Genomic DNA, 15546 nt, shown 5'->3' on the forward strand with positions numbered 1-15546 from the left:
CCAAGTCTGCGCGCGTAGAGCCGGCTTGAAGCGTTCTACACGCGTCGATTGGTTGAAAGGTACATGGCATGAAGGCCCGGTGAACAGAGGCGCCCGGCGGCAACCGGAACGGAGTGGCTCCGCTTACAGCGGGCACATACCACCTCAGCGGGATTCGACCGCAGAAGCGTCAAGGGAGGGCGGCCATGGAGATCTCGGGCGTCATCAGCGCCATCGTCATCGGCATCGTCATCGGTGTACTGGGCCGGCTGGTCATTCCGGGACGACAGCACATCGGAGTCCTGTGGACGCTCGTCGTCGGCATCGTGGCCGCGCTGCTGGGCTCGGCGATCGCCGCCGGGTTCGGGGTCGCCGACACCAAGGGACCCGACTGGATCGAGTGGTTCATCCAGATCGCCCTGGCGGCCGTGGGCGTGGCCGCGCTGGACCGGGCCCAGGCCCGCCGCTGAGTCAGGTCCCGTAGACGTACGGCGTCGTGGTGCTCAGGGCGTGGAAGCCGAGGCGCTCCAGGATCGGGCGGCTCATGGCCGAGGCGTCGACGTGGAGGTAGCGGTAGCCCCGGTCGGCCGCGGCGCGGGCGCGATGGGCGACCAGCGTCCGGTAGACGCCCCGGCCCCGCCAGGCCGCGACCGTGCCGCCGCCCCACAGGCCGGCGAACGGCGTGCCGGGCACCGGCTCCATGCGGGCGGCGGCGACGGGTTCCCCGTCGGCGAGGGCGGCCACGGCGACGACCGTGCCGGGGTCGGCGGCCAGCCGGGCGAGCAGCCGGTGCCGCAGCGCGGTGCCGTCGGTACCGAAGGCCCGTTCGTGCGCGGCGACCACGAGCTCCACGCCGGCCGCATCGGTGACCGCCACGCAGGAGACGCCGTCCGGCGGTGCGGTGTCCAGGGCGAGCCCGGTCACCTCGGCGACCATCAGCGTCTCGGCGGGCTCGGCCCGGAACCCGGCGGCGACCAGCCGGCCGGCGAGGTCCGCCGGCCCGTCGTGGCCGTAGAGCTTCCACTCGAAGTCCCGGCCCAGGCCGGTGAAGCGGTCGATCTGCTCGTGGATGGCCCGGTCCGCGTCCGCCGCGTCCAGGCCGGACCAGAGCACGGCGTTCCAGCCCGGCGGGTCCGCGACCTGACGCACCACCCGGCCGGCCCGCTCGATCCGGGCCCCGGGCCCGTCGGGCCGGGCGCCCTCGCGCAGGTCCCGGTCGTACACGGCGAGCACGGCGGCGTGATCCATGGCGTCACTTCAGCACGAACGCCCGCGCGCGCCAAGCGCATTACGCGCGCCGGCGGTCGTCCGGCCGTACCGCCGCCAGATAGGCGGTGAGCCGGTCCCGGTTGCGGGCGAGGCAGTCGATGCGGGCCTGGATGCGGTCGATGTGTTCCTGGAGCAGGGCGGCCGTCTCCGCGGGCACGGACTCGGGCGACGGCACGAGGTGGCCGGGACCGCTGAGGTACGGCAGGACCGCCCGGATCATCCCGGTGGTGAGCCCGGAGTCCAGCAGGCCGCGGATCTGCCGCACCTGCGCGACCGCCGACTCGGGGTAGCTGCGGTAGCCGTTCCCGGTGCGCTCCGGGTCGAGCAGCCGCTGTTCCTCGTAGTAGCGCAGCAGCCTGGTGGGCACGCCCGTACGGCAGGACAGCTCACCGATCCGCATGCCGGCCTCCCCGCTCCGCGCTTGACCTTCACACTGATGTGAAGCTCCGACCATGGTCGCATGATGCTGTCCTCCCAGGCCGAGGGCGGTCGGCTGCCCTGGTCGGGGCTGCTCGCCCTGTCCTGCGCCGCGTTCACCGCCGTACTGACCGAACTCCTCCCCGCGGGCCTGCTGCCCGCGATGGCGCCCCCGCTGGGGGTGGCCCAGTCCCGGATCGGCTTCCTCGTCACCGCGTACGCCGCCGCTTCCTTCGCGGGCGCCGTCCCGCTCACCGCGGCGCTGCGCGGCCTGCCCCGGCGGCCGGTACTGTGCGGCGCACTGCTCGGCTTCGCCGCCGGTGACGCGCTGGTCGCGGTGTCGTCGTCGTATCCGCTGACCGTCGCGGCCCGGCTGCTGGCCGGGGCGACGGGCGGCCTGCTGTGGGCCATGCTCGCCGGTTACGCGGCCCGGATGGTGCCGGCCGAGCGGCGCGGCCGGGCCATCGCGGTGGTGCTGGGCGGGATCACGCTCGCCCTGGCGCTTGGGGTGCCCGCGGGCACCGCGCTGGCCGGTGCGGTGGGCTGGCGGGCGGCGTTCGCGACGCTCGCCGTGCTCGCCGTGCTGCTCGTGGGCTGGGTACGGCTCCGGGTGCCCGCCTTCCCGGGCGAACCGCCGCACGCGCGCGTCCCCCTGGTCCGGGTCGCCGCGCTCCCCGGGATCCGCCCGGTGCTGTCCGTGACGCTGTTCCTCTTGCTGGGACACCAGGTGATGTACACGTACGTCGCCCCGTTCGCCGCCCATGCCGGGTACGGCCGTACGGGCGTGCTGCTCGGGGTGTTCGGGACCGCCACGGTCGCCGGGATCTGGCTCACCGGAGTGCTGGTCGACCGGTATCCGCGGCGCACCCTGCTCGGGGCGCTCGCCCTGGTGGCCGCCGTCCTGGTGGTGCTGGGCCTGGGTGCCCGGGCGCACGGGCTGCTGCTCGGCGCGGTCGCACTGTGGGGCACGGCCTTCGGCGGGGCGCCTACACTGATCCAGACCGCGCTGGTCGACGCCTCGGGGCCGGCCGCCGCCGACGCGGCGACCTCCTTGCAGACCACGGTGTACAACGCGGGCATCGCCGCGGGCTCCCTCACCGGCGGGCTGGCGCTGGACGCGGCGGGCGCGGGGGCACTGCCCTGGACCGCACTGCCACCGGTGCTGCTGGCCTTCGCGACGGTCGCGGCGGGCCGCCGGCACGCCTTCCCGGACCGGCGGGCCGCCGCCGCTGCCCCGGAGACGAACGCACTGGCCGGACCGGTCACGGTGGCCGTGGCGTGCCCTGCCGGAGATCATGGGACGAGGAGGTCTGCCGATGGTACGGGACGGTGAACTGCGGTACCTGCGCCGCTGTGTGGAGCTGGCGGCCGAGGCGCTGGACGCCGGTGACGAGCCCTTCGGGTCGGTGCTCGTGGCCGGGGACGGCACGGTGCTGGCGGAGGACCGCAACCGGGTGGCGGGCGGCGACCGCACCCGGCACCCCGAGTTCGAGCTGGCCCGCTGGGCGGCGGCGCGTCTGACGCCCGGGGAGCGGGCGGCGGCTACCGTCTACACCTCCGGCGAGCACTGCCCGATGTGCGCGGCGGCACACGCCTGGGTGGGGCTCGGCCGGATCGTGTACGCCGTCTCCTCCGAGCAGCTCTCCGGCCGGCTCGCCGAGTGGGGTGTCCCCGCGCCGCCCGTGCGCACGCTGCCCGCGCGGGAGGTCGCGCCCGCCGTGACCGTGGAGGGGCCGGTGCCGGAGCTGGTGGACGAGGTGCGGGAGCTGCACCGTCGCTGCCACGGCGAAGCTCCCTGAACGTCAGCCGAGTTCGAGCGTGGTCACGCCGAACACCCGCTCCCGGGCATGGGCACGCACCGGACCGGTGTACATGCGGGCGGTCTCGAACGAGGGCCGCAGTCCGGCCTCTTCGGCCAGGGCGACGCCGGCCGCGTTCGGCTCGGGCACGTCGATCGCGATCCCGCGGCCGGTCACGTCGGCGGTCAGGGCGTCGAACAGGGCCCGGGCGTCGTCGGCGGTGTCCGCGAACAGGGGGCCGAGGCGCAGGGTGTCGTGACCGGGGCGGATCACGCCGTACCCGGTCGGGCGCCCGCCGTCCTCGCGGACGACGGCCCGGTGGCCGGGTGCGGTGAGCCACTCGGCGAGGAAGCGGGGCCGGTCGGCGGGGTGGCAGGCGCTGTCGTAGGCGGTGAGCGCGGCCAGATCGGCGCGGGTGGCGGGGCGTACGCCGGCGGGCACGGCGCGCTCGGGGGCGGTGCCGGTGAACCGGATGGTGCGGTGGGCGAGCCGGAACCCGGACTGCCGGTAGTTGTCCTGCTGCGCCACGACTCCGTCGAGGCCGACGGTCCGGTTCCCGGCGTGCGCCAGGGCCGTCTTCCAGGTGGTGAGCCCGTGCCCGCGGCCGCGCAGGCCGGGGCGGACGAGGTAGCAGCCGAGGAAGGCGAAGTCGGGTCCGTGGTTGACGACGGAGACGGCGGACACCGGCTCACCGTCGATCCGGCCCAGGAAGAAGCCCTCGGGGTCCTGCGCGAAGAAGGCGGGCCCGTCGGACAGCCCGGGGTTCCAGCCCTCCGCCGCCGCCCACCCGCTGATCACCGGCCAGTCGGCGAGGGTGGCCTGGGTGACGACGAGGTCCTGGGGGGCGGGGGCCGCAGAGGTCATCGATACGCTCCGTTTCCGTCGGGGTCGGTGCCGTACGGCACGGGCCTCGGCCGCACCGCCCGCAGCATCCTTCCGGATCAACGGGGGGCGCGCCACGGGGAGATCAGCCGATGCGGGGGCACGGCGCGGGCGTTCCGGCGCGGGCGCGACCGCTGCGGTGCGACGGCCGGCCGTCCGTCCCCGGGCATCGGCACGCCGACCGCGTCGGGCCCGAACACCCGCGCGCCGCAAAGAGGTCCGTGAGCGCCGGTCCTGCTCTCAGGAGCCCGGCTCGGCTCCGGTAAGCGTCCGGGTCCGACGATCGGGCCGACGTCCGGGGACGTCGGCCCGATCGACCGGTCCGGGCAGCCGGGGGCACCGGCGCTGCGGCCCCGCCGGGTCGACGGCCGGGGGGCCGTGGGGAGCGTCAGCAGGGGCCGGCGGGGCGGAAGCGGCGGTAGAGGATCGCGCCCGTGAGCAGGAGCGCGGCGCTGCCGGCGACGGCCGGGGCCGCCAGGTCCGCTCCGGTGTGGGCCAGCGTGGACGTGGTCGTCCGCGGGGTGGTGTGGGGGATGCGGGGGGCGGTGTGGTGGGCCGGGGGCTTGGGTGCCCGCGGCTTCGGCACCGGGCGCGGGGCCTCGACGGGCCCGTTGACCGCCTGGTTGCCCTGGGCCGGGTTGCCGATGCCGACCACGTCGACGCTGTTGCCGGTGACGTTCACGGGCAGGTCGACGGGGAGCTGGACAGCGTTGCCGGACAGGACGCCGGGCGAGTCGCTGGTGGCGCCGTGCGCGGCCGCCCCGCCGGAGGTGGCCGACGCGGCCCCCCGGCCCGCGCCGCCGCTCTTGCCGCCGCCGGTGTCGGCACACGCGTTGCCCGCGGCCGGGTTGAGGAGTCCCACGACGTTCACCGTGTTGCCGCAGACGTTCACCGGCACGTGCACCGGCAGCTGGATGCCGTTGCCGGAGATCAGCCCCGGCGAGTCGGCCGCCACGGCCTCGGCGTCGGCACCGCCGGCCGCGAAAGCGGCGGACACCGGCAGCGCCACGGCCATCGCGCCGGACGCGGCGACGACGGCGATCACACCGTTTCGGGTAGCCCGTCTCATAGGTTCCTGCCTTCCAGACGTCATCACGGGTACGTACCCGCACCACTTAAAACGCAGGCGAACCATCCGAGGTATGGCTTATCGGTCTTTCACCCCATCGAGCGGCACTGTTATCGAACAGGACGCAAAGCCGACCAATGATCACCAACAGGTCATGGCGGAGGCGGAGTGTACGCCTGCGGACGGCGTCCCGCTCGCCGGGAGGCGGGCCGTACGGGGCCCGCTTATGGTGATCCGAGGGCACGGCCCCCGGTCCGTGGCGGGCATGCGCCCCGGGAGGCGACCATGCTGGCCAAGCTGTCCAAACGGCCCGCCGTGCGGCGCTGCGCGGGTGCCTCGGCCCTCGCCCTGGCCCTGTTCGGAGCTGGGCTGCCCGCGGCTGCCGCCGACCGTCCGCAGCCCGACCTGTCGCGGTTCTACCGGCAGAAGCCGGCCTGGGCCGCCTGCCGCGGCCCGGACATGCCGAAGGACCTCCAGTGCGCGAAGGTCACCGTCCCGCTGGACTACGCACGCCCGCAGGCAGGCACCCTCGACCTGGCACTGGCCCGCTACCGCGCCACCGGCACGTCCCGGGGCTCGGTGCTGCTGAACTTCGGCGGCCCGGGCGTCGCCGGCATCCCCGAGCTGGCCACCGGGGGCAAGCAGTTCATGGACCTGACCAACGGCTACGACGTGGTGACCTTCGATCCGCGCGGAGTCGGCCGGTCCTCCCCCGTCAGCTGCGGGGAAGGCAGCGATGTCGCCGCGGGCGTGACGGAGGAGAACGCCGACCTCGGCCGCCCGCAGGCACTGCTCGCGCGGTTGCGGCAGGCCGCCGAGCAGTGCGCCCGGCACTCCGGCCCGGTGCTCCCCCACATCGGCACCGTGAACGCCTCCCGCGACCTGGACGTCATCCGCCAGGCACTCGGCGACGACAAGCTCAACTACCTCGGGTTCTCCTACGGCAGCCGGCTCGGCGCGGTCTACGCGGCGCAGTTCCCGGGCAAGGTCGGCCGGATCACCCTCGACGGCGTCGACACGCTGACCGAGTCGCTGGCCGAGCAGGGGGTGGCGGGTGCCGAGGGGCAGCAGACGGCACTGGAGGACTTCCTGGACTGGTGCACGACGGACCTCGCCTGCCCGTTCGGGCAGGACCGGCGCGCGGCCGGCGACCAGGTGCTCCGGCTGGTGCGCTCGCTCGACGAGAACCCGGTGCCCACCGACTTCGGCGGCAGGTTCTCCGGCCAGGACCTGGTGGGTGCCATCGGGCAGGCGCTGTACAGCAAGGAGCTGTGGCCCTCGCTGGAGCGTGCGCTGGGGTCCCTGATCGAGGACGGCGACACCCGGCGCGTGCTGGCCTTCGCCACGGGCGGCATCGGCCTGCCCGCCGGCCGGCACCGCGGCGACGGCGGCCTGGTCGGCGCGCAGGACGTCCCGGCGGACAACCTGCCGGCCGCGCTGATGGCGGTCAACTGCGCGGACGACCCCGACCGGCCCACCGCGGCACGGCTCACCAGGGACCTGCGGGAGCTGCAGGCCGCCTACGACCAGGCCTCGCCGGTGTTCGGCCGCTACCGGCTGACCCAGCTGCTGATGTGCTACGGCCGGCCCCGGGGCACCGACTTCGTCCGCGACCACGTGCGGGACGTGCACTCGGCGAAGATGCTGCTGGTCGGCACGCGCGGCGACCCGGCGACACCGTTCCGGTGGACCGAGGAGACGGCCCGCCGGCTCGGCCCGTCGGCGGTGGTGCTCGACAACAAGGGCGACGGCCACACCGGCTACTCCTCCTCAACGTGCGTACACCGCGAGGTCAACGACTTCCTGCTGTACGGCTCGCTGCCCGCGAGCGGCAGCTCCTGCCCGGCGGACGCGGCCGGCGAGGGCGTCACCTCCGGCGGCACCGCCTGACGGCCGTACCCGACCGGCCGGTGACAGAAGTGGCGCAACCGGGTGACAGCCGCGAACCGGGGCAACCTTCCGGTCACCCCGGTCGTCCCACTCAGCAGGCGCGCCCAGGCCGCCGTATCCCGCACGACCGCACACGACCACTCCAGGGGGACACCGTCATGCGTATGCGCACCACCCTCGCCGTACCCGCCGCCGCGGCCGCCGTGGCGGCCCTGCTGCTCACCGCACCGCAGAGCCAGGCCGCCGCCGGCCCCGACCGCCCCGTCCGCTGCGCCGAGAAGTCGCTGACGCTGCGGGCGAAGGCCGTGCCCGGCCACCCGACCGTGCTGCGGGTCGGCGTCACCAACCGGGGCACGCGCGCCTGCGTCGTCGACCGCGTGCCCACGGTGACCTTCGGTGACCTGGACGGGGCGGCGCTGCCCGTGCCGCAGGGCGGCACCGGCACCTACCGGCTCGCGGGGCGCGGCACGGCCTACGCCGACGTCCGGACCATCGCGAACCCGGCGGACCCCGAGGCCCGCCGGGTGGACGCGGTCACCGTGGCCGCGTCGGCCGCGCACTGGGGCCGCTCCTTCACCGCCGGGCAGCTCGGCACCGGCCGGCGGGTCCTGGTCTGGGAGCCGGTGACGACGTGGTGGCAGAAGTCGGCGGCGGCCGCGGACCGCGCCATCGGGCTCAGCTGAGGACCAGCTCCGGCGTGTAGAGGTCCAGCCATCCCGCCAGGTCCAGGGTGCGTTCCAGACCGCGCCGGGCCGCCTGGGTGCTGACCGGCGCCTCGCGCTCGGCGGCGGCCCGGACCCGGTCCCGGTCGACCAGGTCGAAGACGGGGTGGGCGGGCCGGGCGAGCAGCTCCTTGGCCTGCTCCTGGAGGGCGCGGGCGTACCGGGGGTCCTGCGTGGACGGGTACGGGCTCTTCACACGGTCGTACACCGAGCGCGGCAGGACGTCCGCCGACGCCTCCCGGAGCAGGCTCTTCTCCCGGCCGTCGAAGGACTTCAGCGCCCACGGGGCGTTGTAGACGTACTCGACCAGCCGGTGGTCGCAGAACGGCACCCGCACCTCCAGGCCGACGGCCATGCTCATCCGGTCCTTGCGGTCGAGCAGCATGCGCACGAAGCGGGTCAGGTGCAGGTGGCTGATCTGCCGCATCCGGTACTCGAAGTCGCTCTCGCCGTCGAGCCGGTCGATGCCGGTGACGGCGGTGCGGTAGCCGTCGGCCACGTAGCTTTCCAGGTCGAGGGTCTTGGCGAGGTCGGCGCGCACCACGTCGGCGTCCTCGCCGAAGTGGCGGCCCATGGTCGCCAGCCACGGGAAGGTGTCGGCGCGCCGCGCCTCCTCGTCGAAGAACTGGAGGTAGCCGCCGAAGACCTCGTCGGCGGACTCCCCGGACAGGGCCACCGTGGACTTCTCCCGGATGGCGCGGAAGAGCAGCAGCAGCGAGCTGTCCATGTCACCGAGGCCCGAGGGCAGGTCGCGGGCCCGGATCACCTGGGCGCGCACGGCGGGGTCGGCGAGGGCCTCGGCGTCGAGCACGATGTCCTGGTGGTCGGTGTTCGCGAGCTTGGCCACGTCGTGCACGAACGGGGTGTCGGGGGTGCCGCGCAGTTCGTCGGCGACGAAGTTGTCTGCCTGGCCGACGAAGTCGACGGCGAAGCTGCGCACCTTCTCGCCCTGTTCGGCGAGTTGCCGGGCGGCGATGGCGGTCATGGCGGAGGAGTCGAGGCCGCCGGAGAGCAGGGTGCAGCGCGGCACGTCGGCGACCAGCTGGCGGCGCACGATGTCGTCCAGGAGCGAGCGCACGGTGGCGATGGTGGTGTCGCGGTCGTCGGTGTGCGGGCGGGTCTCCAGGCGCCAGTACACGCGGGTGGACAGGCCGGTGCGGCCGACGGTGACGACCGTGCCGGGCTCCACCTCGCGCATGCCGTCCCAGACGGCGTGTCCGGGCGTCTTGACCATGACGAACAGTTCGCGCAGGCCGTCCAGCCTGACACGGGGCCGGGCCAGCGGGTTGGCGAGGATCGCCTTGGGTTCCGAGCCGAACAGCACGCCGTCCGGGGTGCGGTGGTAGTAGAAGGGCTTGATGCCCATGCGGTCGCGGATCATCACGAGTTTGCCGTGCCGGCCGTCCCACACGGCGAACGCGTACATGCCGTTCAGCCGTTCGGCGACCGCGTCGCCCCACTCCAGATAGCCGTGCAGCACGACCTCGGTGTCGGAGTCGGTGGTGAACCGGTGGCCCCGGTCCGCGAGTTCCCGGCGCAGTTCGGTGAAGTTGTAGGCCTCACCGGAGTAGACGAGGGCGACCGTGCCCTCGGGGGTGTGCAGGGACATCGGCTGGCGGCCGCCGGGGAGGTCGATGATGGCGAGCCGGCGGTGCCCCAGGGCGGCGGGGCCCTCCGCCCAGGTGCCGCGGTCGTCCGGGCCCCGGCAGGCCATCGTCTCGGTCATCGCATGCAATGTGGTGGCCTCGGCCGTGAGGTCACGGTCGAAGGAAACCCATCCGGTGATGCCGCACATGCGCTACCTCCTGCCTCCGGGCGCCCGCCGCACCCTCGCTCACCTGCGGTTCCGTGGTGCCGGGAGGGCCGGCCGGGCAAACCAGTTGTATTGGGCACCTATATGACGAGCCTCCGTCAGGCGTTCGGGCGTGTCAACGCGGACGTAACACGGCACGGCCGGCCGGCCCTCGATTCCGGCCGCGTTTTGCCTCAGCAAAATCCACGGACGCGCGCGCTACCGCGCCGGGGGCGACAGGAACCGGCCACGAGCAAAGTCTTCCTCAAGACACCGGCGCGTCACGGCTTCGGGGTCAGAAAGGAGTCGAGCGCCCCGGTCAGTTCGGCCGGCTTCTCCACCGGCAGCTCGTGACCCGCGTCCAGCACGCGGACGACGGCGTCGGGGTAGGCCTTGGCCAGCCGGAGCATCTGCCGCACCGGCAGCTGGACGTCGTGGTAGCCGTGCACCATCAGGGTCGGTACGGAGATCTCGCCGGCCCGGTCCAGGACGTCGAAGGCCCGCATCGCGCCGTAGAGCGTCATGACGACCTCGCGCGGGGTGGCGGCGGAGGCGCGGATGTGCGCCCGGATCTCCTCGCGCGGGTAGCCGGGCGCGAAGGCCCGCTGGATGTTGGCGGCCACGAACAGCTTGAACGGCACGAGGGTCGAGGCCGCCATCAGCAGGCCCCGGCCGCGGCTGTAGGCCATCCTGCCGATGGAGTTGACCAGCACCAGCCGCTCCACCCGTGCCGGGTGCGCGAGGGCGATGGTCTGCGCGATCATTCCGCCCATCGAGTGGCCGACCGGCACGCACCGCTCCACCCCGAGGTGGTCGAGGAGCGCGACGACGTCCCGGGCCAGGTGGGCGATGGTGGGCACCCCGGCACCGCTGCTCTCCCCGTGCCCGCGCAGGTCCAGCCGGATCACCCGGCGCCGCGCCGAGAAGTGGGCCGTCTGGTGGTCCCAGCGGTGCCGGTTCGCGGTCCAGCCGTGCACGAACACCAGCGGCACGTCCGCCGCGTCGCGGGGCCCTTCGTCGTCGTACGTCAGGGCCGCTCCGTCGACTTCGAGCTGCGGCATGGTGGCCTCCTGGGGTTGTGCTGCGGTCCGGTTACCGGCCGGTACGGTATCCGGCGCCGGGCCCCCGCGTCACCGTTTCCGCCCGGGGGATCCCGCGGCGGCTCCCGATCCGGATTACCCCGAATGCCGTACCCGTGAATCGGACCTATCGTTCTGTCATGGAGCACGCACTGAGTCCCGCGACCCTCGCCGAACTGCGGCGCCCGCGCCCGTATCCCGCGGTGTCCGTGCTGACCCCGACGCACCGCCGGGAACCCGAGAACGGCCAGGACCCCGTCCGGCTGCGCAACGTGGTCACCGAGGCCCGCCGGCGCCTGGAGACCGATCCCGCCGTCACCCGCGAGCGGCGCAACGAGGTCGTCGCGCAGCTCGACCGGGCGCTGGCGGAAGTGGACCTGGCACACGCCGAGGACGGCCTGGTCATCTTCGCCGCCCCCGGCGAGCACCAGGTGTGGTCCCTGGCGCGTGCCGTCCCCGAGCGCGTGGTGCTGTCCGACACCTTCCTGACCCGCAACCTGGTGGCCGCACAGGCCGCCGAGCGCCCGTTCTGGGTGCTGTCGATCTCCGCCGACCACGTCACGCTGTGGAGCGGCGGCGAGGACCGGGTCGTGCAGGACCGCTCGGGCGGCTTCCCGCTGGAGCGCCGGCAGGAGAACTTCGACCCCGAGCGCCAGATGCGCACGGGCGGACTGCCGAGCACCTTCAGCGACGAGGGCACCCGTCAGTTCCTGCGCGAGGCGGACGCCGCCATGAGCGCGGTCCTGCGCGAGCAGCCCCGGCCGCTGTACGTCACCGGCGAGCAGGCGGGGCTGTCCCTGCTCGACGAGGTCGGCAGCGCCGCCAAGTGCGCCGTCCACGTCCCGCACGGCGGCCTCGCGCACGCCGGTCCCGAGGCCGTCTGGCAGGCGCTGCGGCCGGTGCTGGAGGCGGAGTCCCGCAAGGACGCCACGGCCGTGGTCCGGGAGCTGACCTCGGCGCGCGGTCACCGGACGTACGCGGCCGGGCTGGACGAGCTGTGGCAGAGCGCCCGCGAGGGCCGGGTCCGGCTGCTGGCCGTGGAGGAGAACTTCCGGGCCACCGTCCGCGATCTGGGCGAGCACCTGGTACCGGCCGAGCCCGGCGACCTGGACGCCCGCGACGACATCGTGGACGAGATCGTCGAGCAGTGCCTGGAGACCGGCGCCGAGGTCCGTTTCGTGCCCGACGGCACGCTCGTCGACGCCGACGGCATCGCCGGGGTGCTGCGGTACTGACACGGTGGTACCGACCCCGCGGTACCGGCCCTGGAACACCGGAAGGCTGCGCTCCCGCGTCGGCGTACGCTACGGCGTGATCGTCGGCGTAAGGGAGCGCGCGCATGGGTGAGCTGCTGGGTGTGGCGGTACTGGGCGCCGGACACATGGGGGCCGATCACATACGCCGGCTCGACCAAGTAGTCAGCGGCGCCAGGGTCGCGGCAGTGGCCGACCCTGACCGGGCACGGGCCGAGGCGGCCGTGGCCGGCCTGGAGGGGGTCACCGTGCACACCGATCCGGTGGCCGCCCTCGACGCGCCCGGCGTGGCGGCGGTCCTCATCGCCTCCCCCGGCCCCGCGCACGAGGAGGCGCTGCTCGCCGCCTTCGCCCGCCGGCTGCCGGTGCTGTGCGAGAAGCCCATGGTGCCGGACTCCACCGGTGCCCTGCGGGTCGTGGAGGCCGAGGCCGGGATCGGCCGCCGGCTGGCACAGATCGGCTTCATGCGCCGCTACGACGCCGAGTACCGGCGTCTGAAGGCCCTGCTGGACGGGGGCACCCTGGGCCGGCCCCTGATGCTGCACTGCACGCACCGCAACGTCTCCTCCCCCGCCGGCTTCACCAGCGCCATGCTGATCGACAGCTCGGTCTCGCACGAGATCGACGCGGCCCGCTGGCTGCTCCGGCAGGAGCTGACGGCGGTCACCGTGCTGCGGCCCACGCCGTCCGCCGGTGCGCCCGAGGGCCTGCTCGATCCGCAGTTCGTGCTGTTCGAGACGGAGCGGGGCGCCCTGGTGGACGTGGAGGTCTTCGTGAACTGCGGCTTCGGCTACCAGGTGCGCTGCGAGGCCGTGTGCGAGGCGGGCAGCGCCCGGATCGGCGACGGGCACGGCATGGTGGTCACCACCGGGGGCGGCGCCCGCGAGGAGGTGGCGCAGGACTATCTCGTCCGCTTCGCCGACGCCTACGACCGCGAGGTGCAGGCCTGGGTCGACGCGACCCGGCGCGGCGAGGTCACCGGCCCGGACGTCTGGGACGGCTACGCGGCGTCGCTGGTCGCCGAGGCCGGGGTCCGGGCGCTGCGGACCGGCGGCCGGGTGGCCGTGGAGCCGGCCCCGCGGCCCGCCCTGTACGCCGCACGGTGACGGTGAAGGGCACCGGCGGGAACCCCGGCCGGCCGCCTCGAAGGACCGCGCGGGCCGGTTCGGGACCGGTGCGCCGTCACACCCCGCCGAACAGCGTGCTGAGCCCCCGCTCCACCACGCCCGCCACGTCCTCCTGACCGCTCGGCACCACCGCGTAGGTGCGCACCAGGAAGCGCCGCAGCGCCGAGGCCTGGAACAACAGCAGTGCCATGCCGTGCGGCGAGTGGAACTCCAGGACCGTCCGGGTCCCGCCGTACGGCCATATCTGCACGTCCCCGTGGCCGGCGGGGGCCCGCAGCCCCTGGTCGAGCAGGGTGCGCGCGAAGGTCCAGGTCACCTCCTCGCCGTGCAGCGCGGCCTCCGCCGGGAAGTCGACGAACACGGCCAGGGGATCCTCGGCGGTGTAGCGCAGGGTGGCCGGCACCGGGACCTCCCGGTCCTCGGCGGTGACGAGCCGTGCTTCGGCGAGCTGTTCGACGGTGATGTCCATGCCCTTAAGGAGTCCGCACGACCCCGTCGCATGCCGTCAATTCCGGTCAGAGTTCGGCAGGTACCGGCCGCTCCACGGCACTATGGAACACAGGAGCGTCGAACACACGCTTCATCACCGGCAGGCAGCCCCTCGCCTGCATCAACTCGGCCAGCCGCACTACGACTTGACCGCTGCCGCGCGTACGTCATTCGTACCCGCGGAACGCTCCGGGAAGACTCTGGCATATGCCGGAAGCACCACCGTATCGTGTGTTGCCAAATCCCTTACAGCCTGTCGCCGGCTGTGCCACAGTCGTAGCGGTCCCCCCGTCCTTTGCGCCGTCCCGTATCCCATCGGAGTGCGTCATGCCGTCCCCAGTCTCCGCGGACCGCCCAGCCGCCCAGCCGCCAGGGCGCGGCTCGGTCGAAGCGCTGATAACGCAGGCGCGGCGGCTCAAGGGTGACGTGGACGCCGTTCGGCGGGACACCCGGAGCGACGGTGCGGACCCCGAGGAACGCTGGCAGCGCGCCCTGTACGACCTCGCCCTGCACCAACTGGACGACTTGGACGCCCACTTGGCTCAGCTGCGGGACGGCCCCTCCCCCGCCCCGGCCGAACCCGCCGAACCGCCCGCCGGCCGGCCCGCCCCCGCCCCGGGCGGTTCGCTGCTCAGCCGCGTGGGCAGCGCCGAATGGAACCTGCTGACCGACGAGGCCACCTGGTCCGGGGAGCTGTACCAGATCCTCGGCCTGGACCCGGCCCGCCCGGCCCTCACCCTGGACGAACTGCCCAGCCTGATCCTCGACGAGGACCGGCCGAAACTGACCGCGATGCTGACGGACTGCCTGGTCGACGCCAGACCGATCGACGGCGAGTTCCGCGTCGTACGGCCCGACTCCACCCTGCGGACCGTGCACATGATGGGCGAACCCGTGCTCGGCGCCGACGGCGGCACGACCTCCATGTGGGCCGTGCTGCGCGACGTCAGCGAACTGCGCCGCACCCAGCAGACGGTGCGCGAGACCCGTGACTCGCTGCACCGCGAGCACCGGCGGGAGCAGACCGAGCACCGGATCGCGGCAGAGCTGCAGGAAGCCGTGCTACCGCCATGGCGCGGCTCCCTGCGGCTCCCGCACCAGGGCCCGGTGGCCCTGGACCTGGCGGCCCACCGCCTGCCGGCCGCGAAGTCCACCCCGATCGGCGGCGACTGGTACGACGCACTGGAACTGTCCGACGGCCAGACCCTGCTGAGCGTCGGCGACCTCACCGGGCAGGGCGTGTCCCTCGCCTCCGGCATGGCCATGCTGCTCGGCTCCGTACGCGGTATGGCGATGGCCGGCACGGACCCCGGCCACCTGCTCACCATGCTCAACCAGTTACTCGACACCACCGTGCAGCCCGCCCTCGGCAGCGCCGTCTGCTGCCGCTACCGGCCCGAGACCCGCACGCTGGTCTGGGCGCAGGCAGGACACCCCGCCCCCCTGCTGTACCGCGAGGGAACGGGGTGCCTGCTGAACGCACCGGACGGCGTCCTCCTCGGCGCCTCCTCGGGCGCCGTCTACGGACAGTCCGTCGTCACCCTGGAACCGGGCGACCTGCTCCTCCTGCACACGGACGGACTGATGTCGGGCCACAGCAGGACGGCGGCTGCGGACCGGCTCCTCTCGCTCGCCCCACGGTTCGGCGCGGCGCGCACCGCGCAGGACTGTGTGCGAACCGTCGTGGAGGAGTTCGGCGGAGCGGGGCGCGAGGACGACGCGTGCGTGCTCGTCGCCAAGGTCACCGCATGACTTGACCGACCCGGCGGGTCGGGTGGC

15 protein-coding genes are annotated in these 15546 nt (G+C 74.0%); 8 read left to right on the forward strand and 7 right to left on the reverse strand.

The annotated features are described in order from the left end of the window. The first annotated feature begins 185 nt into the window (after nucleotides 1-185). The gene (locus tag IG05_RS0105170; protein ID WP_030339569.1) at nucleotides 186-449 is read left to right on the forward strand and encodes a GlsB/YeaQ/YmgE family stress response membrane protein; all 264 of its coding nucleotides are present in this window, start codon (nucleotides 186-188) and stop codon (nucleotides 447-449) included. Between the two features lies 1 nt (nucleotide 450). On the opposite strand, the gene IG05_RS0105175 is transcribed toward IG05_RS0105170, so the two are convergent. Beyond that, entirely contained in the window at nucleotides 451-1227 is a 777-nt protein-coding gene (locus IG05_RS0105175) for a GNAT family N-acetyltransferase (RefSeq protein WP_030339571.1), read from the reverse strand. Nucleotides 1228-1267: 40 nt separating this feature from the next. Next, nucleotides 1268-1648, reverse strand: a complete 381-nt coding sequence (locus tag IG05_RS0105180) for a MerR family transcriptional regulator (RefSeq protein ID WP_030339573.1) — start codon at nucleotides 1646-1648, stop codon at nucleotides 1268-1270. A gap of 60 nt (nucleotides 1649-1708) precedes the next feature. Here IG05_RS0105180 and IG05_RS0105185 point away from each other — a divergent pair, with 60 nt between their 5' ends. Continuing rightward, a complete protein-coding gene (locus IG05_RS0105185) occupies nucleotides 1709-2998 on the forward strand; it encodes an MFS transporter (RefSeq protein ID WP_030339575.1) in 1290 nt (429 codons plus the stop codon). Further along, on the forward strand, nucleotides 2982-3464 hold the full coding sequence (locus IG05_RS0105190; RefSeq protein WP_030339576.1) for a nucleoside deaminase: 483 nt from the start codon (nucleotides 2982-2984) through the stop codon (nucleotides 3462-3464). The genes IG05_RS0105185 and IG05_RS0105190 overlap by 17 nt, the downstream gene beginning before the upstream one ends. Nucleotides 3465-3467: 3 nt before the next feature. Here the strand turns inward: IG05_RS0105190 and IG05_RS0105195 are convergent, their stop codons facing one another. Together IG05_RS0105195 and IG05_RS50230 are read right to left on the reverse strand one after the other, a co-directional pair. Further along, on the reverse strand, nucleotides 3468-4328 hold the full coding sequence (locus IG05_RS0105195; RefSeq protein ID WP_030339578.1) for a GNAT family N-acetyltransferase: 861 nt from the start codon (nucleotides 4326-4328) through the stop codon (nucleotides 3468-3470). 406 nt (nucleotides 4329-4734) lie between these two features. Continuing rightward, entirely contained in the window at nucleotides 4735-5415 is a 681-nt protein-coding gene (locus IG05_RS50230) for a chaplin (protein WP_030339580.1), read from the reverse strand. Nucleotides 5416-5700: 285 nt separating this feature from the next. Between IG05_RS50230 and IG05_RS0105205 the strand changes: the two genes are divergently transcribed. After that, nucleotides 5701-7305, forward strand: coding sequence for an alpha/beta hydrolase (locus IG05_RS0105205; protein WP_030339582.1), 1605 nt, complete (start codon nucleotides 5701-5703; stop codon nucleotides 7303-7305). Nucleotides 7306-7463: 158 nt separating this feature from the next. After that, nucleotides 7464-7988: a DUF4232 domain-containing protein gene (locus IG05_RS0105210; RefSeq protein WP_030339584.1), complete on the forward strand. Its 525-nt coding sequence runs from the start codon at nucleotides 7464-7466 to the stop codon at nucleotides 7986-7988. Here the strand turns inward: IG05_RS0105210 and asnB are convergent. Both asnB and IG05_RS0105220 read right to left on the reverse strand, forming a co-directional pair. Then, nucleotides 7981-9822, reverse strand: coding sequence for an asparagine synthase (glutamine-hydrolyzing) (asnB, locus tag IG05_RS0105215; RefSeq protein ID WP_030339586.1), 1842 nt, complete (start codon nucleotides 9820-9822; stop codon nucleotides 7981-7983). The genes IG05_RS0105210 and asnB overlap by 8 nt on opposite strands. A gap of 278 nt (nucleotides 9823-10100) precedes the next feature. Next, a complete protein-coding gene (locus tag IG05_RS0105220) occupies nucleotides 10101-10880 on the reverse strand; it encodes an alpha/beta fold hydrolase (protein WP_030339587.1) in 780 nt (259 codons plus the stop codon). Between the two features lie 158 nt (nucleotides 10881-11038). Here IG05_RS0105220 and IG05_RS0105225 point away from each other — a divergent pair, with 158 nt between their 5' ends. Continuing rightward, nucleotides 11039-12133 (forward strand): hypothetical protein, encoded by a 1095-nt coding sequence (locus IG05_RS0105225; protein WP_030339589.1) that lies wholly within the window; start codon nucleotides 11039-11041, stop codon nucleotides 12131-12133. Nucleotides 12134-12237: 104 nt separating this feature from the next. Continuing rightward, nucleotides 12238-13257 (forward strand): Gfo/Idh/MocA family protein, encoded by a 1020-nt coding sequence (locus IG05_RS0105230; RefSeq protein ID WP_030339591.1) that lies wholly within the window; start codon nucleotides 12238-12240, stop codon nucleotides 13255-13257. Between the two features lie 76 nt (nucleotides 13258-13333). On the opposite strand, the gene IG05_RS0105235 is transcribed toward IG05_RS0105230, so the two are convergent. Then, nucleotides 13334-13747 (reverse strand): SsgA family sporulation/cell division regulator, encoded by a 414-nt coding sequence (locus IG05_RS0105235; protein WP_030339592.1) that lies wholly within the window; start codon nucleotides 13745-13747, stop codon nucleotides 13334-13336. Nucleotides 13748-14094: 347 nt separating this feature from the next. On the opposite strand from IG05_RS0105235, the gene IG05_RS0105240 reads away from it, so the two are divergent. Next, nucleotides 14095-15519, forward strand: coding sequence for a PP2C family protein-serine/threonine phosphatase (locus IG05_RS0105240; RefSeq protein WP_030339594.1), 1425 nt, complete (start codon nucleotides 14095-14097; stop codon nucleotides 15517-15519). Nucleotides 15520-15546: the final 27 nt, after the last annotated feature.

This window comes from Streptomyces sp. NRRL S-1022 (genome assembly GCF_000720135.1).
Classification (GTDB): Bacteria; Actinomycetota; Actinomycetes; order Streptomycetales; family Streptomycetaceae; genus Streptomyces.

Excerpts from the sequence above, each read along its gene's own strand:
- IG05_RS0105210 (WP_030339584.1), top strand. The coding sequence starts at position 7,464 with ATGCGTATGCGCACCACCCTCGCCGTACCCGCCGCCGCGGCCGCCGTG.
- IG05_RS0105170 (WP_030339569.1), top strand. The coding sequence starts at position 186 with ATGGAGATCTCGGGCGTCATCAGCGCCATCGTCATCGGCATCGTCATC.
- IG05_RS0105220 (WP_030339587.1), bottom strand. The coding sequence starts at position 10,880 with ATGCCGCAGCTCGAAGTCGACGGAGCGGCCCTGACGTACGACGACGAA.
- IG05_RS0105225 (WP_030339589.1), top strand. The coding sequence starts at position 11,039 with ATGGAGCACGCACTGAGTCCCGCGACCCTCGCCGAACTGCGGCGCCCG.
- IG05_RS0105185 (WP_030339575.1), top strand. The coding sequence starts at position 1,709 with ATGATGCTGTCCTCCCAGGCCGAGGGCGGTCGGCTGCCCTGGTCGGGG.
- IG05_RS0105240 (WP_030339594.1), top strand. The coding sequence starts at position 14,095 with ATGCCGTCCCCAGTCTCCGCGGACCGCCCAGCCGCCCAGCCGCCAGGG.
- IG05_RS0105235 (WP_030339592.1), bottom strand. The coding sequence starts at position 13,747 with ATGGACATCACCGTCGAACAGCTCGCCGAAGCACGGCTCGTCACCGCC.
- IG05_RS0105205 (WP_030339582.1), top strand. The coding sequence starts at position 5,701 with ATGCTGGCCAAGCTGTCCAAACGGCCCGCCGTGCGGCGCTGCGCGGGT.
- asnB (WP_030339586.1), bottom strand. The coding sequence starts at position 9,822 with ATGTGCGGCATCACCGGATGGGTTTCCTTCGACCGTGACCTCACGGCC.
- IG05_RS0105195 (WP_030339578.1), bottom strand. The coding sequence starts at position 4,328 with ATGACCTCTGCGGCCCCCGCCCCCCAGGACCTCGTCGTCACCCAGGCC.
- IG05_RS0105180 (WP_030339573.1), bottom strand. The coding sequence starts at position 1,648 with ATGCGGATCGGTGAGCTGTCCTGCCGTACGGGCGTGCCCACCAGGCTG.
- IG05_RS0105175 (WP_030339571.1), bottom strand. The coding sequence starts at position 1,227 with ATGGATCACGCCGCCGTGCTCGCCGTGTACGACCGGGACCTGCGCGAG.
- IG05_RS50230 (WP_030339580.1), bottom strand. The coding sequence starts at position 5,415 with ATGAGACGGGCTACCCGAAACGGTGTGATCGCCGTCGTCGCCGCGTCC.
- IG05_RS0105230 (WP_030339591.1), top strand. The coding sequence starts at position 12,238 with ATGGGTGAGCTGCTGGGTGTGGCGGTACTGGGCGCCGGACACATGGGG.
- IG05_RS0105190 (WP_030339576.1), top strand. The coding sequence starts at position 2,982 with ATGGTACGGGACGGTGAACTGCGGTACCTGCGCCGCTGTGTGGAGCTG.